At 73.3% G+C, this 25578-nt stretch carries 19 protein-coding genes; 7 read left to right on the forward strand and 12 right to left on the reverse strand.

Annotated features, from left to right (window positions below; genetic code table 11):
* Window positions 1-14: 14 nt before the first annotated feature.
* Entirely contained in the window at window positions 15-416 is a 402-nt protein-coding gene (locus HNR61_RS01095; RefSeq protein WP_182841233.1) for a hypothetical protein, read from the reverse strand.
* A gap of 216 nt (window positions 417-632) precedes the next feature.
* Here HNR61_RS01095 and HNR61_RS01100 point away from each other — a divergent pair, with 216 nt between their 5' ends.
* Window positions 633-2693 carry a M6 family metalloprotease domain-containing protein gene (locus HNR61_RS01100; protein ID WP_182841234.1) on the forward strand — a complete coding sequence of 687 codons (2061 nt, stop codon included), beginning with the start codon at window positions 633-635 and terminating at the stop codon, window positions 2691-2693.
* Window positions 2694-2784: 91 nt separating this feature from the next.
* Here HNR61_RS01100 and HNR61_RS01105 read toward each other — a convergent pair whose 3' ends face one another.
* From HNR61_RS01105 to HNR61_RS01135, 7 genes are all read right to left on the reverse strand, one after another.
* Window positions 2785-3972, reverse strand: coding sequence for a Cmx/CmrA family chloramphenicol efflux MFS transporter (locus tag HNR61_RS01105; protein WP_182841235.1), 1188 nt, complete (start codon window positions 3970-3972; stop codon window positions 2785-2787).
* A gap of 3 nt (window positions 3973-3975) precedes the next feature.
* Window positions 3976-5154, reverse strand: a complete 1179-nt coding sequence (locus HNR61_RS01110) for a Cmx/CmrA family chloramphenicol efflux MFS transporter (RefSeq protein WP_182841236.1) — start codon at window positions 5152-5154, stop codon at window positions 3976-3978.
* A 101-nt stretch (window positions 5155-5255) separates the two neighbouring features.
* Window positions 5256-5828 (reverse strand): TetR/AcrR family transcriptional regulator, encoded by a 573-nt coding sequence (locus HNR61_RS01115; RefSeq protein WP_182841237.1) that lies wholly within the window; start codon window positions 5826-5828, stop codon window positions 5256-5258.
* 46 nt (window positions 5829-5874) lie between these two features.
* On the reverse strand, window positions 5875-12792 hold the full coding sequence (locus HNR61_RS01120; protein WP_182841238.1) for an SAV_2336 N-terminal domain-related protein: 6918 nt from the start codon (window positions 12790-12792) through the stop codon (window positions 5875-5877).
* Entirely contained in the window at window positions 12782-13750 is a 969-nt protein-coding gene (locus HNR61_RS01125; protein WP_182841239.1) for an AAA family ATPase, read from the reverse strand. The genes HNR61_RS01120 and HNR61_RS01125 overlap by 11 nt, the downstream gene beginning before the upstream one ends.
* 4 nt (window positions 13751-13754) lie before the next feature.
* Window positions 13755-15401 carry a VMAP-C domain-containing protein gene (locus HNR61_RS01130; protein WP_182841240.1) on the reverse strand — a complete coding sequence of 549 codons (1647 nt, stop codon included), beginning with the start codon at window positions 15399-15401 and terminating at the stop codon, window positions 13755-13757.
* Between the two features lie 6 nt (window positions 15402-15407).
* Complete coding sequence (locus tag HNR61_RS01135) at window positions 15408-15791, reverse strand: CU044_2847 family protein (protein WP_182841241.1); 384 nt, start codon at window positions 15789-15791, stop codon at window positions 15408-15410.
* A gap of 161 nt (window positions 15792-15952) precedes the next feature.
* Here HNR61_RS01135 and HNR61_RS01140 point away from each other — a divergent pair, with 161 nt between their 5' ends.
* Window positions 15953-16666, forward strand: coding sequence for a J domain-containing protein (locus tag HNR61_RS01140; protein WP_182841242.1), 714 nt, complete (start codon window positions 15953-15955; stop codon window positions 16664-16666).
* A 33-nt stretch (window positions 16667-16699) separates the two neighbouring features.
* Here the strand turns inward: HNR61_RS01140 and HNR61_RS01145 are convergent, their stop codons facing one another.
* Window positions 16700-17467: a MerR family transcriptional regulator gene (locus HNR61_RS01145; RefSeq protein WP_182842208.1), complete on the reverse strand. Its 768-nt coding sequence runs from the start codon at window positions 17465-17467 to the stop codon at window positions 16700-16702.
* A gap of 75 nt (window positions 17468-17542) precedes the next feature.
* A complete protein-coding gene (gene rnhA, locus HNR61_RS01150; protein WP_182841243.1) occupies window positions 17543-18034 on the reverse strand; it encodes a ribonuclease HI in 492 nt (163 codons plus the stop codon).
* Window positions 18035-18439: 405 nt separating this feature from the next.
* On the opposite strand from rnhA, the gene HNR61_RS49790 reads away from it, so the two are divergent.
* The 3 genes from HNR61_RS49790 (at window position 18440) to HNR61_RS01165 (ending at window position 21957) form a co-directional block, all read left to right on the forward strand.
* Window positions 18440-19366, forward strand: a complete 927-nt coding sequence (locus tag HNR61_RS49790; protein WP_182841244.1) for a helix-turn-helix transcriptional regulator — start codon at window positions 18440-18442, stop codon at window positions 19364-19366.
* A 194-nt stretch (window positions 19367-19560) separates the two neighbouring features.
* Window positions 19561-20940, forward strand: a complete 1380-nt coding sequence (locus HNR61_RS01160; protein ID WP_182841245.1) for a cytochrome ubiquinol oxidase subunit I — start codon at window positions 19561-19563, stop codon at window positions 20938-20940.
* 3 nt (window positions 20941-20943) lie between these two features.
* Window positions 20944-21957, forward strand: coding sequence for a cytochrome d ubiquinol oxidase subunit II (locus tag HNR61_RS01165; RefSeq protein ID WP_312897705.1), 1014 nt, complete (start codon window positions 20944-20946; stop codon window positions 21955-21957).
* Here HNR61_RS01165 and HNR61_RS01170 read toward each other — a convergent pair.
* On the reverse strand, window positions 21930-22733 hold the full coding sequence (locus tag HNR61_RS01170; protein WP_182841246.1) for a maleylpyruvate isomerase family mycothiol-dependent enzyme: 804 nt from the start codon (window positions 22731-22733) through the stop codon (window positions 21930-21932). The two genes, HNR61_RS01165 and HNR61_RS01170, sit on opposite strands and share 28 nt — an antisense overlap.
* Before the next feature lie 120 nt (window positions 22734-22853).
* Here HNR61_RS01170 and HNR61_RS01175 point away from each other — a divergent pair, with 120 nt between their 5' ends.
* Window positions 22854-23627 (forward strand): DUF899 domain-containing protein, encoded by a 774-nt coding sequence (locus HNR61_RS01175; protein WP_182841247.1) that lies wholly within the window; start codon window positions 22854-22856, stop codon window positions 23625-23627.
* Between the two features lie 3 nt (window positions 23628-23630).
* Here the strand turns inward: HNR61_RS01175 and HNR61_RS01180 are convergent, their stop codons facing one another.
* The gene (locus HNR61_RS01180; protein WP_182841248.1) at window positions 23631-24110 is read right to left on the reverse strand and encodes a MarR family winged helix-turn-helix transcriptional regulator; all 480 of its coding nucleotides are present in this window, start codon (window positions 24108-24110) and stop codon (window positions 23631-23633) included.
* A gap of 110 nt (window positions 24111-24220) precedes the next feature.
* Between HNR61_RS01180 and HNR61_RS01185 the strand changes: the two genes are divergently transcribed.
* Window positions 24221-25432 (forward strand): FAD-dependent oxidoreductase, encoded by a 1212-nt coding sequence (locus HNR61_RS01185; protein WP_182841249.1) that lies wholly within the window; start codon window positions 24221-24223, stop codon window positions 25430-25432.
* The last annotated feature ends 146 nt before the right edge of the window (window positions 25433-25578 follow it).

Raw genomic sequence — 25578 nt, forward strand, 5'->3', positions numbered from 1 at the left:
GCGGTCCGGGAGGGTCAGCCCCACCGGTCCATGCTGATCTTGACATCCCCCTCGGGGCGGAACCGGATCGCCGACCACCGCGCGTCCACCGACACCTGCCGGACCGGCCGCAGCCCGTACGGGACGAACGCGGGCCACAGGTTGTCGCGGGTGATGTCGGAGGCCCCGTCCTTCGGATAGGACACCCACAGCAGCCCGCCCGGCTCCACGGCCGCGATGGCGTCCCCCAGGTGGGTGTTCAGCTCCCGGTGGTCGGCGGCGAACAGGTGCACCGCTCCGGCCGGCGGCACGGAACACAGCTCCGCCCCATCCGGCAGCCCGCCCACCAGCGAGGTGTAGTCCTCGGGCGCGTTGATCGCCAGGATCGTGCAGCCGGGCTTGTAGCCGAGCTTCTCCGCGACGGTCTTGTTGCTCATGCGGGGGTTCCTACCCCTGTCCGGCCTGGTTGGGAACCAGAACGGGCGGATCGCCGCCCGGGCCGGGAGGAGCCGCCCGAACGCCCTGGTCGGCGGCCGGTCCGCCGCCCGTCTGTCGCCTCCTGCCAGACATTCGGCGCAGGATCGTCGATCTCGCCTATTGATCATGCGACCGGACATCTCTACGTTCGCGGCAACACCTCAGTCAGGGGAGACATGCGAATCACGAAGAGCTTCCTGGTGCCCGCGGCGGCGTTGCTGCTGGCGGGCCTGGCGGCCGGTCCGGCCGCCGCGGCGCCGAAGCCGCAGATACCCGACCCCACCCCCAACCCCTGGCAGATGCGGCACTGGCCGCAGACCCAGCCGTGGCAGCAGGGCCAGAAGGTCCGCAGTCTCGCCGCGCCCGGGAGGCCGAGGCCGGTGGACCCGCAGAACTACGAGCTGCCCGACACCATGACCTGGGACGACTACAAGCCGATCCCGGGCACCAGGTGGGCCGATCCGTCGGTGAAGGGATCGGTCCGCAACTTCAGGGGCGCGGTCATCCTGGTCGACTACCCGAACCAGCCGTTCGTGGTGACCCAGAAGAAGAACTCCACCGTGTTCGGCAACCCCTCCCTCGTCGGCGACGTGCCGAGGGAGAAGGTCGCGCAGTTCTACCAGGACTTCCTGAACAAGCCCCAGGCCCTCAACCACGGCCACACCCTCCACGAGTACTGGATGGAGGACTCCGCCGGGCGGTACGGCGTGGACCTGAAGGCGTTCGGGGCCTACCGGATGTCCGCCAAGGACCACGAGTACGGCATCGACACCTTCCAGGGCGGCACCGGCTGCCCGCAGGGCGACACCTGCGGCCGCGACATCCGCAAGGACGCCCGCGCCGCGTGGATCGCCGAGGTGGGCGAGGAGACCGCCAAGCAGTTCGACTTCGTGTTCATCCTGACGGCCGGGCAGGACGAGAGCTCCACCTGGCAGGAGTTCGGGATGATGAAGTGGAAGACCAAGGAGGAGGTCCCCGACGAGTGGGGCCCCGAGGACGACGCCAAGCTCCCGAACTGGGTGAAGACCCGGTACGTGGACTGGACGTCCTGGCAGGCGGGCTCCAGCCACTGGCCCAACGCCGTCCCCGGCAGCTCCACCCAGGCCGAGAGCTCCGGCATGGCGGTGTTCGCCCACGAGTTCAGCCACATCCTCGGCATTGGGGACAACTACAACAACCCGTTCGGCAACCCGCCGCGTCGCGCCTACTCCGGCCCGTGGGAGATGCTGAGCCGGGGCACCTTCAACGGCCCCGGCGGCCCGCACAGCCGGTGGATGATCCCGGCGACCGGCGGCGCGTCCATGGGCGCCCAGCACATGCTGCGCAACAAGCTCAAGCTCGGCATCGTCGACCCGAACCACGTCCTCCAGCTCGACAGGGAGATGCTGGCCTCGTCCGGCGTGGTCGTGGCGAAGGTGACGGCGCGCGCGGCCAACCCCGGCAAGAAGGGGCTGGCGGGCATCAACCTGAAGCTGACCGGCGGGGACAAGAACCCCAATTGCGACTGGCGGCAGGACCCGCTCTGTGACGGCGGCGGCTACGACAACTACACCGTCGAGGTCGTGGACCGGATGGGCTTCGACTCGTTCACCCCGGACTCGGGCGTGCTGCTCGCCAAGACCAAGGACAAGGACGACGCGCCGTTCATCTGGGTGAGGGACGCCAACCCGCAGGACATCGACAAGCCGGACTTCGTGTACCCCGACGGCACCGTCTCCAAGATGACGATCGGCGACTACCGCCAGCTGTCGGACGCGCTGTACCACGCGGGCGCGGACTCCGGCAGCCAGTACGAGTACGTCGACAAGGACAACCGCCTGCACTTCTACGTCCTGAACCTCAAGCGCGACCGCAAGGGCATCCTGTCGTACACGGTCGCGGTCCGTTCGCTGGACGGCTCCGGCCCGTACCGGCGGGGCGTGAAGGTGGGCTCCGGCGCCCAGCGCGCCGCGTCGCAGGGCTGGTCGAAGTGCGTGCTGACCCTGCGCAACACCGGCAAGGGCGGCACCGGCCACAACGCCTCCGACGTCTACCGCCTCAAGGCCACGGTCGCGGGCTCGGGCTGGAAGACCTGGCTCCCGCACGAGATCGCCACGGCGAAGGCCGGCGGTGAGACCCGCGTGGAGGTCTGGGCCAAGCGCTCGGCCGGGGCGGCCCGCACCGGCAAGGTGACGCTGCGCGCCACCTCCGAGAGCGACCCGACCAGGACCGACACCGGCACCTGCCGCGTCCGCTGACGCACCGGGCCGACCGGGCCGGGCCCCCTCGCGGGGCCCGGCCCTTCCCATGCGCGGGAACGCGCCGTCCGGCGGGTCCCCGCGCGGTGGCTCAGGCGGGGACGCGTACCGGCGCCGGCTCCGGGGACGCGGCGCCGCGCCGGTCCAGCAGCCGTCCCAGGGCCACCGTCCCCAGGGCGGCCGTCGCCATCGCCGCGCCCACCCAGGCGGTGGAGCGGTAGCCGAGGCCCGCGCCGATCACCAGGCCGCCCAGCCAGGGGGCCAGGGTGTTGCCGACGTTGAACGCCGAGGTCGCCGCCGAGCCCGCCAGCGTCCGCGCCTCGCCGACGTTCGCGTACAGGCGGACGCTGGTCGCCGGGTTCGTGGCCAGGCCGAACGCGCCCATGAGGAACACCAGCGGCACCACCGCCCACGCGTGCCCGGCCAGCAGCGCCACGCCCGCCGAGGTCACGATCACCCCGGTCATGCCGACCGTGAGCGTCGTGAACGGGCGCGCGTCCGCGACCCGGCCGCCCACGCCGATCCCGATGACCGAGCCGACGCCGAACAGCGCCAGCACGGCGGGCGTCCAGCCCTCCGGCAGCCCGGTCGTGTCGGTCAGCAGCGCGCCCAGGTAGGAGAACGTCGCCATCATCGAGCTGAACGACAGCGCCTGCGTCCCGTAGACCACCCACAGGCCCGGACGCGCCATGCTGCGCAGCTCCGCCCGCAGTCCCGGCGCCCCGGACGCGGGCCGCCCGCCCGGCAGCGTCGCCGCCACGCCCACGGCCGCGACCACCGACAGCGCCGCCACCGTCCAGAACGCCGCCCGCCAGCCCAGGGACTGGCCGAGGAACGTCCCGGCGGGGACCCCGGCGACCGTCGCGACGGTGATCCCGCCGATCACGATGGACATCGCCCGGCCGCGCGCGTTCGCCGGGACCAGGTCCGCCGCGGCGGCCATCGCGACGCCGAAGAACCCCGCGCACGCCGCCGCGCCCACCAGCCGCGACGCGAACAGCACCCCGTACCCGGGCGTCACCGCGCCCACCACGTGCGCCACGACGAACACGCCGAGGAACACCAGCAGCGACGTGCGGCGCGGCCACCGCAGCGTCGCCAGCGCCAGCACCGGCGCGCCCACCAGCATCCCGAGCGCGTACGCCGAGATCAGCAGCCCCGCGTCGGGCACCGAGACCCCGAGGTCGGCGGCCATGCCGGGGAGCAGCCCGGCGAGCATGAACTCCGAGGTGCCCTGCGCGAAGATCGCGAAGCCCAGCACGTAGATCGCCAACGGCATCGGTCAGACCCCCTCGGCCACGAGCGCCCGCGCGGGGGCGGGACGGCGTTCCAGGCCCGCCGCGACCAGCACCGTCGCCAGCGCCAGCACGCCGAGCCCGGCCCCGATCCACGCCACCGACGGGTAGCCCAGGCCCGCGCCGATCGCGAGCCCGCCCAGCCAGGGGGCGACGGTGATGCCGACGTTGAAGGAGGAGAAGTTGGTGGCGGCGGCCAGCGTGGGCGCGTTCCCGGCCAGGGTGAACACGCGGGTGTTGAGCGCGGGGTTGATGGCGAACCCGAACGCGCCCAGCAGGATCACCAGCGGCACCACCGCGAGGGCGGTCCCGGCGGTCAGCGCGATCGCCGCCGACAGCGCCACCAGCGCCCCGGTCCCGGTGAGCAGCGTCGCGAACGGCCGCCGGTCCGCCGTCCGCCCGCCGACCGTGATCCCGGCGAACGTCCCCAGCCCGTACCCGGCGAGCACCACCGGCACCCACCGCTCGGCGATCCCGGTCGTCTCGGTCAGCAGCGCGCCCAGGTAGGAGAAGGTGACGATCTGCGCGCCGGTGGTCAGCGCCGTCGCGCCGTAGGCGAGCCACAGCCGTCCCTTGGCCATGGCGCGCAGCTCGTCGCGCAGGTTCGGCAGCGTTCGCGAGCGGCCGCCCGGCACGGTCGCGAGCACACCGGCCATCGCCAGCAGCGACATCGCCGCCACGGCCCAGAACGCGGCCCGCCACCCGAAGTGCTGCCCGAGGAACGTCCCGGCGGGCAGCCCCACCACGGTCGCGACGGTGAGCCCGCCCGCCACCACGCTCATCGCCCGCCCGCGCCGGTCCTCCGGCACCAGCCCGAGCGCGGTGGTGGTGGCCACGGCCCAGAACCCCGCGTACACGAACGCCCCCACGATCCGCGTCCCGAACAGCACCGCGTAGCTGCTGGTCGACGCCGCCACGACATGCGTCACCACGAACACCGCGAGGAACGCCAGCAGCGCGTTGCGCCGGGGCCACCGCAGCGTCGCGACCGCCAGCGCCGGAGCCCCCACCAGCATCCCGAGCGCGAACGCCGAGATCAGCAGCCCGACATCGGGCACCGAGACCCCGAGGTCGGCGGCCATCCGGGGGAGCAGCCCGGCGAGCATCAGCTCCGAGGTCCCCTGCGCGAAGATCGACAACCCCAGCACGTACACGGCCAGCGGCATGGTCGACACCTCCCAGTTTTGAATCGATCAGTACAAAACAAGCCCGTGAAAAACGGCGACGCGCGGTGCGCGCCGCCGCCGCGCCGTCGCGGCGCGTCCGCCTACAGCGCGTTCATCGCCGAGTCCGCGATGCCCTCCAGCGCGTCCTTCCCGCCCCCGGCCCGCGCGGCCGTCCGCATCCCCGACACCGTCGAGATGACGAAGTGCGCCAGCGCCGTCGGATCCCTGTCCCCGCCGATCTCCCCGGCGCGCTGCGCGGCCGCGAAGACGTCCCGCAGGGCGACCAGCCGCCGCTCGTAGTCCCGGCGGAGCTCCTCGGCGATCGCGGGGTCGCGGGGCGCCAGCTCGATCATGGTGTTGACGACCAGGCAGCCGAGCCCGTCCTCGACCTCCTCCGCGATGATCCCGTCGAACATGCCCCGGATCGTCTCCCTGACCGGGGCCCCGCTCTCCAGCCTCTCGAAGAGCTGGGCGTTCTTGACGGAGATGTAGTGCCGCAGCGCCTTCTCGAACAGGTCGTGCTTGCTCTTGAAGGTGTTGTAGATGCTGCTGCGCCCGAGCCCGGTCGCCCGGCACAGGTCCTCGGTGGAGGTGGCCTCGTACCCGGCGGCCCAGAAGGCCCGCATCGCGGCCTCCACGGCCCGCTCCTCGTCGAACTTCCGCGGCCTCGCCATGATCCCGACGGTAGCACGTTTTGGACTGCTCGTTGCAATACGGTTCTCAGCCGTCCGCCCGCAGCCGGACGACCCGCTGCCCGTCATCGCGCGCCAGAACGGCCCGATCATTTCCCACAGGCGGTGTGACCTGCCACAACTCGGCCTCGGCCCCTCCGCTACCGGCCATGAACACGGCCGGTGCCCCGATCCGGTGCAACCGCTCCAAGCCGTACCCCAGCACGGTCCCGAACGGCGACGCCTCCCGCGCGACGACCAGGTGCAGCCGCGACCAGGTCTCCCGCCCGATCATGGGATCCAGCACGTCCAGCACGTCGGGCAGGAGCTGCTGGTCCGCGACGAACAGGTAGAAGTCGGGCCCGGACTGGTCGGGGATCTCCGGGGCGACGTGCTCGCTGTCGGGGATGGCGGGCATCCGGTCGTGCGCCCGCTGTCCGACGCTCATCACGAGGTCCCTGATCTCCTGCGGGGTGTGCGCGTAGGTGACACCGTCGCGCTCCGACAGCCGCCGCTCCGGGTCCAGGACGCCGACGAAGATCTCGTCGGCACCGGACGCCGCGACGACATCGGCGATGAACGCGTCCAGCAGGCGAGCGGTGCGGGAGCCGTGCGGGGCGACGACGACCAGGTGCGGATCGGTGTCGAAGTCCACGAGGACCGGCTCGCCGTTGCTCTCCCCGCTCCCGACCCGCAGGCGCGGCGCGGGGTCCGGCTCCGGTGGGGCGAGGGGGATCGCCCGCCGCCCGCCCCAGTCGAGCCGCTCGGCGAACTCGGCGGGACGCGGCCAGCGGACGATCTGGAAGAGGGCGCTCTCCCCGGTGATGTCGTGAAGGACGGCCTCCCGCTCTCCCGCGCCGATCCGCCAGGAGAGGGGCGCCTCCAGGGGGCCGTACGAATGCGGAGCCGACAGCAGCAGGAAAACGCCGAGCCGGCCGCTCGTGTCGACCGTCCGGTCGAGCAGCGCGCGAATCTCAAGGGGAGAGATGGAGGCGTCGGGAAGATGGACCGCGACGACCAGGTAGGGATCCGTCTCGCCGGTGGCCGCTCGCAGCTCTCCCCAGGAACCGTGCCCCGAGTCGCGCAACAGCGCCTCCCGCCGGTCGAACTCGGCCCGAACCGCTCTTGAGAACCGCCTCCACGCGCCGTCGCTCCAGTCGGGCTCGGCCAGGGCGATGTGCGGAGCGGGGGACGCCTGATCGCTCAACCGCGCCGGAATCCCGAGCTGGGCGAACACGATCTCCGAGGGGGAGAAGGCGACGGCCGCTCCCAGCAGGATCTTCCGCATCAGGTGACGGCGGGCCCTGCCCGGCCCGTTGACCTGTCCGTAGATCCGCTGGCCGCGATAGGGGGTGATCGGGACGCCGACCGCGTCCCCGGCGCGGTCGACGCCGAGCAGGGCGAGCGCGGGCTCTTCCAGGGCGCTGTCCCGGAGGTTCAGCTCCAGCATGTCGGGCACGTCGGCCTGCGCGTGCTCGTCCTCGGGGTTGAGCAGCCGGGGACGCCTGACGTGCTCGTTCATGCGCGCGGCGAGGTCGTCCAGCTCGTCGTCGGACGGCTGCGCCGGCCTCAGGTGGCGGAACGCGCCCGAGCCGTCGGGCCGCAGCAGGTACGCGCTCCGCTCGCCTTCGGGAAAGTCCGCGCGTCCCCGCCGCAGCGCTCGCTGGTTCACCCCGGCGGGCAGCGGGCTCGCGACGATCCGCCAGCGCAGCAGCCGGAGGAGCCGGTCCCACTCGGGGCGCCTGCTCACCGTCGCCACGCTGACGACCAGGCACACGCCCAGGTTCGCGCCGCGCTGGGCGACCCGCAGCAGCGTGTCGACCAGGTCGCGGCGTTCGCTCGGCAGATCCGCCGACAGGTCGACCACGACGAGAAGCAGGGGAGCCGAACGTCCACCGCGCTGTTCGCGGTACTCGGTCCACGACCCGGCTCCGGCCTCCCGCAGCAGTTGCGCCCGCTCCTCCAGCTCGGCAGTGATCCGACCGAGGAAATCCGGTAGCAGCACACCGGAGAAGTCGAGCAGCCCCTGAACCGACTCCTCCACGTGGGGGAATCTTGCCTGCCGGCCCAACGGGTGCTCGCCCAGGCCACCTACGAAGAGGATCTGGTCGTCGGGGGAACGGTGGAGGGCGAGCGCGAGCACCAGCGACGACACGACCTCCCGTCGGTCGGCATCGTCCCCGACGACGAGCCCGTGGGCCCGCTCGGCGAACGGGTCCAGCGCCACCGTTCTCCCGTCGAGCTCCACGCCGATGACCGGGCTCCCCGGAGCGACCCAGTTGTCGAGGAAGTCGTCACCGCTGCCGTGCCCGTTCAACACGGTCAGGGACGGCCCGGAGACCGACGGCGTCCGGGACGGGGCGTCGTGGGCGGCGAGCCGTTGGATCAGGGCGGTGGTCGCGGCCGGATCGTCACGCAGAGCACGGTAGAACCGAGGGGGCTCGTCAGCCGCTTTCAGCATTCCTCGCCCCGCGCCGTCCTGGTCGAGGTAGATCTGCCATCGCGCCGGGCTCAGCAGATCCCAGAGAAAACTGCTGAATTTCTGGAGGCCGATGACGAGGACCGCCCGCCTGTCGTCGGTGGTCCGCTCAAGCAGTTCAGTGAGATCCGGGCGGGCGGTGAACACCGTCACGGCATCGTCGACCACGACCAGCAGCCTCGATCCGGGGTCGGCGGACTCCTGCCACCTCCCCAGCGCTGCAGCCAGTGATGGGGTGCCCCATGCGAGATCGTCGGGCCGGATGACGTGCGGGAGATCCGACAATGGGAGCAGTTCCTCCGGTGGCGGGTCGCTCGCCCGGCGCGACTCCGTCACCAGGACGATGCCGAGTTCTTCCGGAGAGCGGTGGAGCGCCTGCCCGAGGACGAGATCCCGCAGCGTGGCACGCCGTCCGGGGGCGTCCCCGACGACCATCCCGTGCGCGTCGGAGGCCGGGCCGACCGCCGCTCCGGCGTCGTCCACCCCGACGGGAACGAACGGGCGGGCGTCGCTCCGCAACGCCGCCAGTCCTGCCCGAAATTCCACCTCGTTCGCAAAGAAATCGGGAGAGCCGGACACCGTCCGCAGCGTCGGCACCGCCTTCTGGGCGTCCAGGCCACGCCGGTTCATCTCCGCGATGAGCGGGGCGCAGTCGCTGGATGACACATGAGCCCGCTGGAAGTGCGTGAGCGTTCCGTCTGGGAGGCGCAGTTCGTCGTGGTACGGGACGTTGGCGTCCACCTTGATCGCCCAGGCCATCGCCGCCGCGAACTCGGGCGGTGGCTCCTCCTCGCTGGACAGGATCAGGTGAACGCCGTCCTCCGCGCCGGTCCGCGCGATCTGGAGCAGGAGTTCACGCAGGTCCGGGTCGGCGGCGAGCACGGTGGCGTCGTCCACCACGATGATCAGACGTGCGGAGGTGGCGCGGGAGAGAGCCGCACGCTGCTCCAGTTCGAAGGCGAGGACCGAGCGCAGCCGCTCGGCGCGGAACGGGTGGGCGGACAGGGTATAGGCCGCCTCGATGATGTGCGGCAGCCCTTCCAGACCGATGAAGGCGCGTTCGGACGTGTCGGCGAGTAGGAAACTGACCCCGCGCGGCGAGTGGGCGAGCGCGAGACCGAACAGGATTGTGCGCAGCATGTGCCGCCGCGCCGCCTGCGGTCCGCCGTGGACCGTCCCGCTGCCGGGGAAACCCGCCAACCTCACCTCCATGCCGAACTCACCTCTGCCGAGGAGCGGCTGTGAGAGCGATTCCGGCTCGTCGTCCGACCAGGAGAGTGGCGGGGACCCCGCCATGGTCAGGAGATCAGGGAAGCCGATCGTTCGGGCGGGTGCGGGCCAGGGGAGTTGCGGGACCCGGTCCCCGAGTCGGTTCATCTCCTCGACGAGCGGGAGGGCGGCGTCCAACGAGATCTCCGCGCGCCGGAAGTGTCCGAAATTACGGAATCCTCGCAGTGTGCCGTGGCCGTCGTCGCCCGTCTCGATCCGCCAGGCGAGTTCCCCGGCGACGGCGGGTGCGGCCTGTTCCGGGGACTCCTCCGAGCAGAGCACGAGGTGCATTCCGCGGGACGGCCCCTCGGCGGCGACCCGGCTCAGGGCCGCCTCCAGCAGAGGGCGTTCTCGAAGCAGCGGACCGACGCCGTCGATCACGATGATCAACGTGTCGTGCGGCGCCGTGGCGGCTGACCGGTGCTCCAACTCGTCGACGAAGGCGGTGGCGAGTTGATCCATGAGCGGCGAGTCGGGGCCGTCCGCGTGGACCGCCAACGCGACGTGCGGCAGGCTGCCCAGCCCGATGAACGCGCCGCCGACGGAGCAGTCGGCGAACACGAACCTCAGCGGGCCGGGCCGGTGGGTGAGCGCGAGCCCCAGCACGAAGGTGCGCAGCATCAGCAGGCGTCCGTCGCGCGAACCGCCGTGGATCGCTCCGCCGTGGGGACGCGGCCTGCCGAGGTCGAGGGGGAGCCGGACCGGCGACCCGTCTTCCGCCGTCCCCAGCGGCACCGCCCGCCCCCCGCCGCCATCCCGCTCCCACGACGCCGGGAACGGCGGGTCCAGCAGGTCGAGCAGGCGCGACGGCACGACGGCCGGGGGCTGCCGCGTGGAATCCGGTTCCACCACGGTGGGGGTGGCGTGCGCCTTCATCTGTGCGGTGAGCTCTGTCAGTTCCGATACGGAGGGCTGGCCCGCCACCCTGATCGGGAGGAGAGGGCCGTCGCCCATGGCCAGACAGGCGTGGCCGTTTCCGAGGACACCGGGAAGGTCCCGCTCGCCGAACAGACGTTCCGCAGTGGGAGGCGGGATCGGGCTCGCGGCGATTCTCCAGTGGAGCCGCTCGGTTATCCGCCCCCATGGTCCACGCCGGTCGATCGTGCCGGTGGAGAGGAGCAGGTGGACACCCAGCCGTGGGCCCTCCTCGACCGCGCGGGCGAGCACGAAGGACAGCCTGGCCGTCTCCGGTGCCGACGCGAGCGGAATGTCCAGCACGACGAGCAGCGCCGCCGCGCTCACACCCTCCGATCTCTGGAGGTCGTGCCACCACCGGGTCTCGCCAGCCAGCAGTGACGCCCGCAGGTCGAGCTCCGCCTCCAGCCAGGCGGCGAGACGGTCCAGGGTCGCTGGGCGGATGGCGATCCGGGAGCCGGACCGAACGAAATGCGGAAGGTCGACCGGGGCGCCAAGCGGTTGGAAGTCGAGGCCGCCGAGCGTGACACCGACCAGGTCGGGAGAGTAGGACGCGGCCAGCGCCAACACGATCGAGCGCACCAGGGCGCTCCGGGTCTCCGGCTCTCCGAACACCACGCCGTGTGAACCGACGCCCCCTGAAACGAAAGGATCGAAGACGAGCGGCCGTCCCTTGTGATCCAGTCCGATCACCGGCCGGCGCGGATTCCGTTCCCAGGCTCCGGGGAACGCGTCCGGCTCGGTGACCTTGTTCAACTCCAGCAGGTCCGGTGCGTCGGTGGCGGGGCGGGGTGGGGTGCGGCGGTCCAGGAACGTTTGGGCCTCGGGGCTCAGGAACGCGAACTTCCGGCCGTCGGCCGGGAGGAGGCGGTCGCCGTCCTCCGCTCCCAGCAACGCCGGGAACGTCTCGGTCGCCGTGCCCGCGCGGCGGGTGATCTCGGCGGAGATCGCGTTCAGGACGTTGCGGGTGTGCAGGGCCTCGGGGCGGGGGAGCGCGGCCAGCAGCGCCTCGCGGGCCCCGTCCACGAACTCATAGTGGTCGTCCGCCGGTCGCAGCAGGCCGCTGAGCAGCACCTCCGCAAGCTGGCTCGGGCCCGAGCGGCCCAGGACGCGGTGCTGGATCAGGCGGAGCACCGGCAGCGACGGGACCGCGACCGCCGCGTGGGCCGCCAGTTCCGCCGCGCCCGGGGACGCGGCGGCCAGGAAGCGGCGGACGCGTTCCTCCACGGGGAGGCGGTGTTCGCGGTGGACCGGGGCCGCCGGGGGCGCGGTCGGGAACGTCGCGCAGGCCACCGGCCGGGGCTCCGAGCCCGCCACCAGGTAGGCCCAGTCCGACAGCCAGCGCGGCGCGATCTCCAGCACCGGCACGGGCAGGTCCGGCGGCTCGTCGCCGTCGAACGGCGCGAACCGCAGGTCCGCGTTGGGCAGGCCCGGTCGCAGCAGGTGCGCCAGACCGGGGTTCGTGGGGGCGGCCGAGCGCCGCCACAGGCGCTCGGGGAGGGGGTTGAGGATCGCGGTCGGGCCCGTCGCGGCCCAGCGGCGGACCGCGGCCGGGGCCCGGCCGTCCCACCAGTGCGGGCCGGAGCAGTCCGACAGCACCAGCACCGCCTGGCGGCCGGTCGGGTCCAGCAGGGTCGCCGGGGCGCGCGGGGAACCGCCGGGCGTCGTGGAGACGTGGCCGGACCCGCGCAGGTACGTGACGCGGATGTCGTGGAACGCGCCCTGCCGAAGCAGCACCTCGGTCAGTTCGCGGGCCAGCGGGCGCCACAGCCTCATGGTCGGGCCGGTGTCCACGACCAGGGCCAGGCTCAGCCAGCGCTCCAGCGCCGGGGCCAGCACCGGGACCGGCACCGGCAGCCACCGGCGGGCGTGGGCGAGGCGGGTTTCGGCGATGTGCGCCGCCGTCGCCTCCTCGTCCAGCTCGCGCAGGCGGCGGGAGGGGACGCGGCGTTTCAGCGGCCGCAGCGCGCGCTGGACTCCGAGCGGGTCGGTCAGCATCGGCGCGGTCGGCACCAGGATCTCCCGGGCCGCGCCGCCCTCCCGCGCCGGCGACGGGGCGGGCGGGTGCAGGGCCCGGGGCCGCTCCGGCTCGCGCGGCCCGGGAACGGGATCCCGGCGCGGCGGCTCCGGACGGGTGCCCTCCGGCGGTCCGGGGGCCGGGGGAGCGGGGGCGGGCCCCAGTTCCGGGACGGGCTCCGGGGCCGGGGCGAGATGGTGGGCGAGCCAGAGCATCTCGCTCAGCTCGACCGCGTCCGGCGGCGGGCCGAGCGAGCCCAGCGCGTCGCGGAGACGGTCAATCGTCATCGGCGGTGCCGGTCAGGTACGGCATCAGCCGGTCGGCCAGGTCGTGGCGGTCGGCGGCGTCGGCGTGGCGGCACAGGTAGACGGCGTTGAGGAGCTGGTCGGTCGCCAGGGTGCCGTTCGCCGCGCGCGCCAGGAACCGCCGCACCAGGTCCTCGCTCCGGTCGGCCAGGTCGCCCAGGTGCTCGCGGACGATCGCGGCCAGCTCGCGTTCGTCGGACGGCTGGCGCAGCTCCAGCGTGACGCAGCGGCGCAGGAACGCGGGCGGGAACTCGCGTTCGCCGTTGCTGGTCATCACCACCAGGGGGAACGCCGCGCAGCGCACCCGCCCGCCGGTCACGGTGACGCGCGCGCCGCCGGTGTCGGCGGTCAGCACGTCGGCGGTCGGCTCGGCGAGCCGGGCCAGCTCCGGGATCTCGTACTCGCCCTTCTCGAAGATGGTGAGCAGGTCGTTGGGCAGGTCGATGTCGCTCTTGTCGATCTCGTCGACGAGCAGGACGCGGGGCCGTTCGTGCGGGAGCAGCGCGGTGCCGAGCGGGCCGAGGCGGATGTAGCGGCCGATGTCGTCGGTGTCGGTCTCCTTGCCCGCCGCGTACAGGCGGGTCAGCGGGTCGTACTGGTAGAGGCCGTCGCGCAGCGTGGCGCGGCTGGTGATCGGCCAGTGCAGGACGGGACCGAGGCGCAGTTCGTGGGCGACCGCGTAGGCGAGGGTGGACTTGCCGGTGCCGGGCGGGCCGGTCACCAGCAGCGGCCGCCGCAGGTAGAGGGCGGCGTTGACCTGCCGGACGGCGTCGTCGGACGGCCGGTAGGCGGTCGCCTGGTGCCGGTTGCCGGAGTCGCCCCCGGGGGCGGGCAGCGGCGGCCCGCCGTCGAACGCCCGCCACGGCGGGGGCGGCGGCAGCCGGTCGACGCCGTCGTGCGGTTCCCGGGCGTTCCCGGTGTAGATCAGCCAGTCGGACACCGGCTCACACCTCCATGGCGAGCGGGGGGTCGGGCAGCCGGGACGGGTCGTCCCACAGCAGGGTCAGCGCGTCGCCGCAGTGCGGCCCGCAGCCCAGCGCCTTGTGGCGCAGGGCCTCGCGGCGCAGTTCGTGGACCGCGCCGGGCAGGCCGCCGGGGTCGACGCCCGCGACGCGCCCGACCAGCGTGCGGCGCGTCCGGTGCCCGGAGCAGTCCGCGTGGTCGGCGTCGGCGCACCTGCCGCGCGGCCACAGCATCACCGGGACGGCCAGGTCGAGCGCGGCTTTCAGGTGCGCGCGGCCCGGCGACGACCCGTACACCAGCAGGCCCAGGTGGTCATGGGCCTCCAGCAGGTCGCGGAAGGCGCCCGGCGCGGGCGGGCGGCAGTCCACCTGGTAGGGGTTGCCGGGGTCGCGCAGCCGTTTCCAGCGCCGCCGCGCCTGGTCGCGCAGGAACGGCTCGGGCCGCAGCCGCGTCACGTCCCGCACGACCACCGGGTAGCCGCGCATCCGCAGCCGCCGGCCCCGGTTGAGGTACCAGTCCTCGAACGGCTTGCCCAGCCAGTGCGCCGGGACCGCGAACTCGATCATCCAGTCGAGGTCGGGCCGGTCGTCGACGACGGGGCCGATGGCCTCGACGCTCCGCTCGACCGCCTGCCGCACGTCCTTCTCGGCGGCGACCCGCACGGTGTCCCCGGAGGGGCCGGGCGCGCCGTCGATCCAGGTCTGCACGGTGACGTCGTGGCCGTGGGTCATGCGCTCCAGCCGCACGATGATCGAAGCGGGCTCGGCGCGGCCGGTGCGCTCCGGCGCGGGCAGGTGCCGTCGCCGCCATTCGGCCAGCCGCGGGACGCCCGGGGACGACGCCGCCAGGTAACGCGCGAGACGTTCCTCGTCGAACCCCTCGGCGATGTACCGGGCGGCGTCCCACGCCGACCGCAGCGGCCGGGTCGGCGGCAGGTCCAGCACGCGCGCGGCGGCGGCCGGGTCGGCGGGCAGCCCGGCCAGGGCCCGGCGCAGCTCGCGGCGGGCCGCCGCGTCCAGCCACGTCAGCGGCAGGTGGTCGTCGAGCTCCTCCCAGTACCGGCGCAGCGTCCCGATCGGCAGCATGCGGCCGACGGCGCCGCGCCTGCGCTCGTCGTCGGGATCGTCGGGGTCGACGTCGGTGAGCATCCCGACGACCCGGCCGCTGTAGGGGTCGTAGACCGCGCCGCCGCTGTAACCGGCCTCGATCCGGTCGCCGTGCCGGGCGCGGACCTGCCACCACTCCCGGTGCTGCACCATGTCGGCGGCGGTCCGCACGGTCGCGTACCGGATCTGCCGGTCGGAGCCGGGGAACCCGTAGACGCGCAGGTCGCTGTGCCACGTTCGCGGGTCGAGCAGCGCGTCGGGCGCGGCCATCTCCGCCGGGTCCGGCCCCATCTCGTGGGGAAGCTCCAGGACCGCCACGTCGCCGGGGTCGTTCTGCCGCGTCCAGTCGCCGCACCGGCGGACCCGGGCCGTCAGCGGCGGCAGATCGGCGAGGCCGACCCGGGCCTCCGCGCATCCCCGCACGACATGAGCGCACGTCAGCAGCTTGCCCGGGGCGACCAGGAACGCGGCCCCCCGGCTGGGACCGGCCTCGACCCAGGCGTGCCATTCCCCTCCGCCCATCCGCGGTCAGGCCCCGTTCCCGGCCTCATTCCCGGTGGCCCCGGCGCCGTTGCCGGTCTCGACCTCGACCTGCTGGACGGGCGCGCCCCAGGTGAGCTTCACCTTCATCTGCCCCTCCATGGAGGTCTTGGCGATGACGGCCCCGGCGGCGGCGTTGAACTTCACGCCGAACTCCAGCTCGATCTGGTCGGGCCGGTCCATCCCCTCGCGCAGCCCCAGCAACGCGGTCTGGGCGGCGGCGCGCACGCCCTGCATGGCGTCCTCGAGCCTGCCCTTGGCCTCGAACAGGACGTCGTCGATCCGGGAGACCCCCACGAACCCCGGCTCGTTCGCCGACAACTCGACGACGACCGGCCCCTGGTCGGTCTCCCAGCGCACCAGCTTGCCCACGCGACCCCCTCCCGTTCCGCAGCAATCTAACAAGATCGCCAACAACACGGGTGACAACGGTCGCGCTGGCCGTTCGCGGTCAGTCGCGGGACGGAGCGGGGCAATACCCTCGGGCGAGGGCGCGCGAGATCCGCACGCCCTCCCCGCGCTCGGAGACCGGGATGGACGACGCCCACCGCGAACTGGACGGCCATGACGCCTACGAACTGCTCGGCGTTCCCGACGACGCCGACGAGCGGGCGATCCGCCGGGCGTTCGCCCTCCGGGTCCGCGCCGTCCACCCCGACGCCAGCCCGGAGCCGGCGGCCCACACCGAGGCGGGCCGCCGCCTCCACCTGCTGAAGACCGCCCGCGACGTCCTGCTGCGGGACCGCGAGGCCTACGACCGGCAGCGCGCCGCCCGCCCCGCCGCCGGCGCGGCCGCCCCCCAGCCCTCGGGGACGTTCCGGCCCAGCAAGGGCGGGGGAGTGCTGCTGGTCGTGCTCGTCGGGTACCTGTTCGCGCTGGCGGCCTGCGTGTCGGCGGTCACCGCCCACGCGTGGAAGCGGGAGCCGCCGATCCCCCGGGGCCTCGTCGGGACGTGGGAGGGCAGGCTGGAGGACGCGGGCGCCGCGACCGGCGACCGGGTCCGCTTCACGTTCAAGGCCGGTGAGGGCCACGGCACCGTCGTCTACCTGGACGCCGGCTGCACCAGCACCCTGACCCCGCGCGACGGGGACGACTCCTACGTGGAGTTCCGCGAGGTCGTCAACGCGCCCGCCCGCGGCTGCCGGGGCGACACCGTCGGGATCACCATCGGGGCCGACTCCCTGGGGGTGACGTTCGGCCCCGAAGACCCCAGGGCGAACGCGACCCTGGGCCGCGCCGCCCCGTGACCGCGCCGCCCCGTGACCGCGCGGAACGCCGGGTCAGGAGCCCGCGCGGTCGGCGTTCGCCAGGATCGCGTCGCGGAGCCAGGCCGACAGGCCCGCCGCCGCGCGGTCGATCGTCCCGGTGAAGCGCTCGTCGGTCACGTACAGCTCCGCCAGACCCCGGTGGATCTCGTAGGTGCAGTCGTAGAACCAGGTCGAGATGTGCCGGCGGTGCTCCTCGGCCAGGTCCATCGCGGCCGGGTCGCCCGGCGCGACGCCGGACCGCATGGCGTCGACCATCCGCCCGGTCAGCTCGGCGGCCTCGTCCTTGAAACGCATCCAGTCCCGCTTGGTGTAGGAGGAGACGCGGCGCTGCGACTCGGCCCAGCCGTCGCCGCCGCCCCAGCGCTGTTCGGCCTCCTCGGCGTAACGGGACGGGTCGTCGTCGCCGAAGACCTCGAATCTCTCCTCCGGCGTGAGGGCGATGCCCATGAGGTGTGCCTCCATGGTGTGTTCCAGTGCGGTGACCATCCGCTGGAGCCGTGCGATCCGTTCGGTCAGCAGCGCGTGCTGGTGCCGGAACAGCGCCAGGGTGTCGCCACCCCGGGCGTCGAGGATGGTCCTGATCTCGTCGAGGCCGAAGCCGAGCTCCCGGTAGCCGAGGATCTGCTGCAACCGCTCCAGGTCGGCGTCGTCGTACCGGCGGTAGCCGGTGCCGGTGCGCTCGCTGGGCTCCAGCAGCCCGATCTCGTCGTAGTGGTGCAGGGTCCGGATGGTGACACCGGTCATCCGCGCCACCGTTCCCACCGAGTAGCCCTTCGTCATCGTCCTCACGACTGGAACGTATTTCCTCACGTCACGTGAGGGTCAACCCGCTTTCCCGGGCCGGGGCCGCCGTGCTTAGAGGCCGTGCTTCAGGCGGCCCTCGGTGGCCAGGGCGTCGGCGCGTTCGTTGCCGGGGTCCCCGGCGTGGCCCTTCACCCAGAACCACTCCACGCGGTGCCGCCGCGTCGCCTCGTCCAGGCGCCGCCACAGGTCGTCGTTCTTGACGGGCTTGCGGTCGGCGGTCCGCCAGCCGTTGCGCTTCCAGGAGCGCATCCACTGGGTGATGCCCTGCCGCACGTAGGTGGAGTCGGTGTGGACCTGCACGAACGAGGGCCGCGTCAGGTGCTCCAGCGCCCGGATGGCGGCCATGAGCTCCATCCGGTTGTTGGTGGTGTCGGACTCCCCGCCGCACAGTTCCTTGACGTGCTCCCCGTACCGCAGCACGGCGCCCCAGCCTCCGGGCCCGGGATTGGGGCTGCATCCGCCGTCGGTGTGCACGACGACCGGCGTGACCGACGCCGGGACCGACGCCGCCGGTGGTTCGTCGACCTCGAACAACCCGTTCATTGACCCTCCCGCCTCGCCCGGCACCGACACCCCCAGTGTGCCGAACGCCGGGACCGCGACGGGCGAGGATCTCCCCACCGGCGCGCCCCTCCCCGCGCTGCCGGGGAGACGGCCTCGCGGGCTGTGTTTTCAACCCGCGAGGCCCCGAGTAGGTGCTGGACCCAGGCTTTCGCTACCCATGCCCCAGCGGATCACGGCGGACGCGGAGGTGCCATTCGCGTGCGTTCCCTGGACAAGCCGATGCGTTCGGTGTCTACAGTGGTGGCACGGTCGCGGCTCGTGACCGGAGGGCGCGGTTCCCGGAACCGGGGGCCGCCGGCAGGCCGGGCGGGTGGTGTGGCACGCGCAACGGGCGGAACGCCCGACGTCCGTCGACACGACTTCCGTAGCGGGGACCCCGAGGTCGTGCACGACCATCTGAGATCCGTCCACGTCGAACACTCGCTCCTTTTCGCCGGGGAGGTCGACGGGTTCGAGTGCCGCTCCACGATGGTCGAGGAGGACCGGTTCGGCGTGGGCCTGCTGTGGCACTCGGCGGCCCGGAGGATCGTCGTCGAGCCCTACCCCCTGCTGACGGTGCTGCACTGCCTCGACGGGATGGTGGCCATGGCGCCGTGGCGGGGCGGCGCGGAGGTCGTCATCCGGCCCGGGCAGTCGCTGCTGTGCGGCCGGGACTCGCGCTCCGCGGTGCGCTGGAAGGACTGCACCCTGGGGGCGGTGGTGCTGTCCCCGGCGGCGATCGTGGCGGAGGTCGGCGCGCTCGCCGGAATCGGCCTCGACGACCTGCTGATGGGGACGGCGCGCCCGGTGTCGGCGGTCCGCGAACGCCACTGGGGCTCGGTGGTCCGGCACGTGAGCGACGGCTTCCTGCGCAATCCCGAGATCCGCGACAGCGAGCTGAGCCGCACCGCGATGTTCCACCTGCTGGCGCTGACGTTCGTGGACACGTTCCCGGTGCCCGGGCGCGAGCGGTTCGCCGAACACGGGCAGGGGCCGCTGGTGGTGCGGCGGGCGGTGGAGTTCATCGAGGAGCACGCCGGGGACGACATCACCCTGGTCCAGATCGCGACCGCGGCCGGGGTCGGGGTGCGGGCGTTGCAGCAGGGGATGCGGCGCCACCGCGACACCACGCCGCTGGCGTACCTGCGCGAGGTGCGGATGGGGCACGCGCACCGCGCGCTGTTGCGGGCCGTCGCCGACGACGGGAGCACGGTCGCGGGGATCGCGACGCGCTGGGGCTTCCCCCACGCCGGCCGCTTCTCCGCGCTCTACCGGGAACGTTACGGGGCGTCGCCGGGCGACGCCCGGCGCGAGGAGCCGCCGTCCCCCTGAACGACCGGCCGCCGGTGGCACGCAGGGACCCTCCCCGCGGGCGGTCCGCTGCGCCGCGTACCATCAGGTTGATTACCGAGAGTGGTCAATCATGACGGCAGGTGACCGCCGCTGACCGGAACGCGGTCGTCCGCGTCGGGGGTACGCGACCGTTCCGGCCGGAGCATCGGAGCCGGACCGTCGGAGGGGGACACATGGACGCGCGCTGGGCGACGGCGGCCCTGGCGGCCGAGGTCACCGATGTCGACCTCGGGGCCGCGCGGATGCAGATGGCGCTGTCGCTGGGCTGGCACATCGTGCTGGCCTGCCTGGGCGTCGGCATGCCGCTGATCACGCTGCTGGCGGAGTGGCGCGGGCACCGCACCGGCGACGTGCACTACCGGCTGCTGGCGCGGCGGTGGGCGCGGGCCATGGGCGTGCTGTTCGCGGTCGGGGCCGTCTCGGGGACGATCCTGTCCTTTGAGATGGGGCTGCTGTGGCCGGGCCTGATGGGGACGTACGGGGAGGTCATCGGGCTGCCGTTCGCGATGGAGGGCATCGCGTTCTTCATCGAGGCGATCTTTCTGGGGATCTACCTGTACGCCTGGGACCGGCTGCCGCCCGTCCAGCACATGCTGGCCGGGGTCCCGATCGTGCTGGCGGGCGTGGCCAGCGCCTTCTTCGTCGTGACCGCCAACGCCTGGATGCAGGTCCCCACCGGCTTCGCCACCCGGGACGGCAGGGTCGTCGCCGTCGACCCGTGGGCGGCGATGTTCAACCCGGCGACGCCGCCGCAGACCGTCCACATGATCCTGGCGGCGTTCATGGTCGCCGGGTTCGCGACCGCGAGCGTGTACGCGGTGGCGTGGCTGCGCGGGCGGCGCGACCGCTACCACCGGCTGGGGTTCCTGCTGCCGTTCACCGTCGCCGCCGTGATCACGCCCGTGCAGATCGGCGTGGGGGACTGGGCCGCGCACTTCGTCGCCGAGAACCAGCCGGTCAAGCTCGCCGCGATGGAAGGAGTCTTCCGCACCGGACGCGGCGTTCCGATGCACATCGGCGGCATCGCCGTGGACGGCGAGATGCGCTACGCCCTGGAGATCCCCCACGGCCTGTCGCTGCTGGCCCACTTCGATCCGAACGCCGAGGTCAAGGGCCTGGACCAGGTGCCGCCCGCCGACCGGCCGCCGGTGAACGTCGTGCACTGGGCGTTCCAGGTCATGGTCGGGATGGGGTTCGCGCTGCTGGGACTGGTGGTGTGGCTGGCCGTGTACCGGTGGCGGCGCGGAGACCTGCCGCGCACCCCGTGGTTCTGGCGGGCGTCGGCGCTGTCGGGGCTGGCGGCGGTGCTGGCGCTGGAGGCCGGGTGGGTCGTCACCGAGGTCGGGCGGCAGCCGTGGATCGTGTTCGGCGTGCTGCGCACCCGCGACGCCGTCAACCCCGCGCCCGGCCTGGTCTGGGGGTTCGTGCTGGTCAGCGCCGTGTACGCGGTGCTGACGGTCGCGACCGTGTACGTACTGCGCCGGATGGTGCGCGACAAGCCCGTTCCCGTCGCGCCGCAGGAGAGCGACGTGACCGAGTCCAAGGTGGTGTGACCGGTGGCCCTGCACGACGTCACGATGGCGGTGCTGTGGATCGGGCTGACCGCGTACGTGCTGTTCGGCGGCGCGGACTTCGGCGGCGGCATCTGGGACCTGCTCGCCGGGAACGCCGAACGCGGCCGTCCCCAGCGCGACCTGGTCGAGCACTCCATCGGCCCGGTCTGGGAGACCAACCACGTCTGGCTGATCTTCGTGATCGTGCTGACCTGGACGGGCGTGCCGTCGGTGTTCGCCGCCCTGTCCTCCACGCTCTACATCCCGCTGACCCTGGTCGCGCTGGGGATCATCGCGCGGGGGTCGGCGTTCGCGTTCCGGAAGGTCAGCACGGGGCTGTGGCGGCGCCGGCTGTTCGGGGCGGTGTTCGCGTTCTCGTCGCTGGTGACGCCGTTCTTCCTGGGGACGGTCGCGGGCGCGCTCGCGTCCGGCCGGGTGCCGCCGGGCATCGCCGCCGGGAACCTGCTCACGAGCTGGCTGAACCCGACGTCCCTGGTCAGCGGGGCCCTGGCGGTCGGCGTGTCGGCCTACCTGGCGGCGGTGTACCTGACCCGCGACGCCGAACGCGCCGGGTCCCCCGAGCTGGTGGCGCGGTTCCGCACCCGCGCGCTGGCCACCGGCGGGGTCGTCGGGGCGCTGTCGGTGCTGGGCCTGTGGGTGCTCGCCTTCGACGCCCCGGACCTGTTCCGGGAGCTGACGCGCGGGTCGGCGCTGCCGCTGCTGGTCCTGTCGGTGGGGATGGGGATCGCCTCGCTGGTGCTGCTGTGGCTGCGCAGGTTCCGTTCCGTGCGGGTGACGGCGGCGCTGGCGGTCACCGGGCTGCTGTGGGGGTGGGGCCTCGGCCGGTACCCGCGCCTGCTGCCCGGCGTGGACATCGACGACGCGGCGGCCACCGACGCGGTGCTGGGCGCGTCGCTGGCCGCGCTCGCGGTGGGGGCGGTGCTGCTGCTGCCGTCGCTGTGGTGGCTGTACGCGACGTTCCAGCGTGATCACACGGGTGGCGCCAGCGCGAAGTAGCGCTCCAGCGCGGCCGGGTCCCCGCGGACCTCCAACCGCTCCGCCGGGATCCGGCCCCACAGGAACAGCGCCAGGTCCGACGCGCTCCCGACGACCTCCACGTCCCGGTCGCCGTCCCCGCCGTCGTCCCGGCCGAGCCGCACCTCGTCTCCGTCGAACCGCACCGTCCACGCCTCGGGCCCGTCGCTCCGTCGGAACCGGTACGTCTCGCCCTCCCCGGCCGGGGCCTTCCGCCATTCCCGCCGCGCCGGCACCATGACCTCGAACGTCTGCGGCACCATGTCGGCCGCCGGCTCGCCGTCGAGGGGACGGGCGGCGCCGACGGCGTTCTCCGCGTCCCACCGGTGCACGGCCGCCTCGATGGTCTGCATGCGCCGCCAGAACCCGACGCTCTGCTCCCGCGACCACGTCCACACGCGCACGTCGGGGGCGGTGCCCGCGAGCAGCTCCGCCAGCCCCGCCGCGCCCTCGGCGAACCAGTCGACCACCTCGGCGAGCAGCGGGCCGTGGTTGGGGGTGTCGCGGGGGTCGGGCCAGTGCGCGTGGTCCTCGGGCAGGCCGAACAGGGCCGTGTCGGTGAGCTCGGGTGGCGTGTCCCGCCGGTCCCGGATGATCGCGGCGACCCGCCGGTGCACCCATCCGAGATGGACGACCAGGTCGGACACGGTCCACTCGGGACAGGACGGGACCAGCGGCGCGTCCCCCCTCCCGGCCAGGGGCCGCACGGCGGCCTCGAACGCTTCCACTTCGCGGCGGAAATGAGCGGCGTGGTCCATGCCCCCACTGTGTCATCCGCCTCCTGACAGCGTGCAAGGTAAATCGTTCAGACTGTGCCGATGAGTTCGGGCGCGCGTTCCGGTCTCCATCCGGAGAGCGTTCCGACGTCTGGAGGTCCCATGTCCCTGCCCGACATCGTTTCCCGGGAGGAGTGGGTCCGGGCGCGCAAGGAGCTCCTCGCCAAGGAGAAGGAGTTCACCCGGGCCCGCGACGCGCTCAACGCCGAGCGCCGCCGCCTCCCCATGGTGAGGATCGACAAGGAGTACGTCTTCGAGGGGCCGCGCGGCAAGGCGACGCTGCTCGACCTGTTCGAGGGCCGCAGGCAGCTGTACGTCTACCACGCCATGTGGGATCCGGAGTGGGAACGCGCCTGCCGTAGCTGCTCGTCCACGCTCGCCGAGGTCTCCGTCGGGCTCCTGCGGCACCTGCACGAGCGGGCCACCACCTACGCGGTGGTCTCCCGCGCCCCGTTCGGCAGGATCGAGCCGTTCCGGGAGGAGATGGGCTGGCCGTTCCCCTGGTACTCCTCGTTCGGCGGCGACTTCAACGTCGACTTCCACGTGACGCTGGACGAGTCGGTCGCGCCGATCGAGTACAACTACCGGACCCGGGAGGAGTTCGCCGCGGCGGGCCAGGACTGGTTCACCGACCAGCCCATGGAGCTGCACGGCGCGAGCTGCTTCCTGCGCGACGGCGACACCGTGTACCACACGTACTCGGCCTACGCGCGGGGCACCGAGGCGGTCGGCGGCTCCTACTACCACCTGGACCTGACCGCGCTCGGCCGCCAGGAGCCCTGGGAGGAGCCGGAGGGCCGCGCCTCCGGCGGCATGCAGGCGGGCCAGCGCCTGCCCTACCCCGACGAGTACGACGACGAGTTCGCCGGACGCTGACCGTCAGCGTTCCGGGGCGTCGGGGGCGCCGTTCTGGAGCAGGCGCGTGGCGTCGCGCTGGCGGGCGGCGGCCTCGGTGAGGAAGTCCACGATCGCGGCCAGTTCGGCGTCGCTGTACCGGGTGACCAGCTCGTTCAGCGACGCCACGTAGTGGTCGAAGAGCGGGGCGAGATCGGCCATCCGGTCGGGGACGCCCTCGACGAGCACGCTGCGCTTGTCGGCCGGGTTGGGCGTGCGCCGCGCGAAGCCCTTGCGCTCCAGCCGGTCGACCAGCCCGGTCACCGACGCGGGCGCGAGGCCCGCGTGGGCCGCCAGCTGGCGGGCGGTCAGCGGGCCGAAGCGTTCCAGCAGGTCCAGCGCCTTCTCCTCGGTCGCGGTGAGGCCCTGGCGGGCGGCCAGCGCGGTGTGGAACATCACCGCGGCGGCGCTCAGCTCCCGGCCGGCGGTCATCAGCCGCGCGATCAGCTCTTCCCGATCGGTCATGCGGCCAGCCTATCTATTTAGTTCGAGCGAACGAAACGCTTGACGGGGGCGTGCGGTCCCCATATGTTTCGTTCGTCCGAACGAAGTACTTTTCACCGGGAGGTTTCCCGATGCGCGTTCTGATCATCGGCGGCGGGGTCGCCGGCACCGTCGCCGCGCTGGCCGCCCAGCGGGCGGGGCTGGAGCCCGAGCTGTTCGAGGCCTACGACCACAGCGCCGGGCTCGACCACGGCGTGTTCCTGACCGTGGCGGTCAACGGCCTGGACGCGCTGCGCGCCGTGGACGCCCACCACGTGGCGCTGGACGCGGGCTTCCCGACCGGCCGGATCCGGTTCCAGAGCGGCACCGGCAAGCACCTGGGCTCGATGGAGATCGGGCCGGTGCTGGACGACGGCACCGTCACCCACACCCTGCGCCGCTCCGACCTGTACGGCGGCCTGTACGACCTGGTGGTCAAGCGCGGCATCCCCGTCCACCACGGCAAGCGCCTCACCGGCGCGGAGAGGCTGCCCGGCGGCGGAGTCCGGGCCCGGTTCGCCGACGGCGCCACCGCCGACGGCGCCGTCCTGGTCGGGGCGGACGGCGTGCACTCGGTCACCCGCGGCCTCATCGACGCCGCCGCCCCCCGCCCCCGCTACAGCGGCCTCGGCAACACCGGCGGCTTCGCCCCCGCGGCCGGCCTCGACCTCGACGCCGCACCCGGGGACTACGTGATGATCTGGGGCCGCGACTGCTTCTTCGGCTACACCATCGCCCCCGACGGGCAGGTCTGGTGGTTCGCCAACCCGCCCGCGCGGCACGAGCCGTCCCGCGAGGAGCTGCGCCGCCTCACCGGCCGGGAGATCAGGGACGGGCTCGCCGCGCGGCTGGCCCCCGACCGCGCGCCCGGCGCGCGGATCGTCGCGGCCACCGCCGGCGAGGTCGGCATGACCAACCTGTACGACCTGCCGACCGTCCCGACCTGGCACGACGGTTCCATGGTGGTGATCGGCGACGCGGCCCACGCGGTCTCGCCCGCCTCCGGCCAGGGCGCCTCGCTGGCGGCCGAGGACGCGGTGGTCCTCGCGCGGTGCCTGCGCGACCTGCCCACCGTCCCGGCCGCCCTGGAACGCTACGAGGCCCTGCGCCGCCCCCGCGTCGAGCGGATCGTGAAGTGGGGCGCGCGGATGAACAACACCAAGAAGCAGGGGGCCGTCGGGCGGACGCTGCGCGACCTGGCCCTGCCGGTCATCCTCCGCAGGGCCGACGGCCCCGACGCGATGGCGAAGATGGCCTGGATGTACCACCACCACATCGACTGGCACGCCAACGCCGCCTCCTGACACCCGGCTCGACCGGTCCGGTCAAAGCCTGTCCGGACCGCGGTTATCCTGGCTGGCGCCCATCGCCCGCGAGCGTGCCGCCCCGAGAGTGCCAAGGAGCCTCCGCCCGGCGGCCCCGGGCGGCTCTCCGGTCCCGCGGCCTCCAG

The organism is Actinomadura kijaniata, from assembly GCF_014138665.1.
GTDB classification, from domain to species: domain Bacteria; phylum Actinomycetota; class Actinomycetes; order Streptosporangiales; family Streptosporangiaceae; genus Spirillospora; species Spirillospora kijaniata.